The sequence below is a fragment of the Mesorhizobium sp. M4B.F.Ca.ET.089.01.1.1 genome (genome assembly GCF_004022605.1).
Classification (GTDB): Bacteria; Pseudomonadota; Alphaproteobacteria; order Rhizobiales; family Rhizobiaceae; genus Mesorhizobium; species Mesorhizobium abyssinicae.
Genome location: NZ_RZOS01001092.1, coordinates 1 through 721, shown reverse-complemented (window position 1 = coordinate 721; position 721 = coordinate 1). Strand labels below are relative to the sequence as shown.

Below are 721 nucleotides of genomic sequence, written 5' to 3'. Positions count from 1 at the left end.
AAACAGAACAGGGGGAACACCCGAAAGCCCGAGCCGAAACCGCCGGGCCAATTGGGGGAACTCTCAGCTCAGCTTTTCACGCGCGGCCATGCCGCTACGGCAACAAGTCGGTGTCTGTTCGACATGAAAAAGCCCGGTCACATTGCTACCGGGCCTAATTGCGTGCCAACTCTTTCCAGCAAGCGGCTCTCAATTTCGGGGCAACGAATTATGGATATGCTCGACAACTGGTCATTGACTTGGAGGAAGCCGCCAAAGCCTGCCAGGCGTCCTGCGAAATGGTGGTCCAGCAGCAGGCGGTGATCTTTTCCGAATCCCGATATGTTGAAGTCGGCGATCAGCCAACTTTACCGGCAACAGGTGGTGATCGGTCGCAACATTTCGACCTTGGGCACAATGCTGCAGGCGATCCGCGATGGCGTGACGATCCCGCCAGTTCCCAATTGAAAATCCGGGCACCTAGCAAGCCGCAGACCCCTCAACAATCAACCGTAATGGAATTTCGGCTTGGGCTCGGTACCCTCGAATTCAACGCCTACGCGATCATTCTTGCGCCATCTAACAACAGTCCTGTACGCGATCCCGTCGACAGGGACGTACAGCACGAAGCGTTCTGGAATCTGAATGTCTGCGGCCAGCTTCAGTTCGGCGCCTTTGGCGTGCTGATTGCGTAGTGAGCAGGTGATTTCCGAGTTTTGGAAACCAGTGATGATCGTTGCGC

The 721-nt window shown here is 55.8% G+C and carries 2 protein-coding genes; one reads left to right on the top strand and one right to left on the bottom strand.

What is annotated here, in order from left to right; translation table 11 throughout:
* Positions 1-321 precede the first annotated feature (321 nt).
* Complete coding sequence (locus EN780_RS41460; RefSeq protein WP_281035237.1) at positions 322-447, top strand: hypothetical protein; 126 nt, start codon at positions 322-324, stop codon at positions 445-447.
* Positions 448-485: 38 nt separating this feature from the next.
* Here the strand turns inward: EN780_RS41460 and EN780_RS41150 are convergent, their stop codons facing one another.
* Positions 486-713 carry a PilZ domain-containing protein gene (locus tag EN780_RS41150; protein WP_245500248.1) on the bottom strand — a complete coding sequence of 76 codons (228 nt, stop codon included), beginning with the start codon at positions 711-713 and terminating at the stop codon, positions 486-488.
* Positions 714-721 lie beyond the last annotated feature (8 nt).

What these genes read in the sequence shown, in the direction of transcription:
- EN780_RS41460 (WP_281035237.1), top strand. Translation starts at nt 322, where the DNA reads ATGTTGAAGTCGGCGATCAGCCAACTTTACCGGCAACAGGTGGTGATC.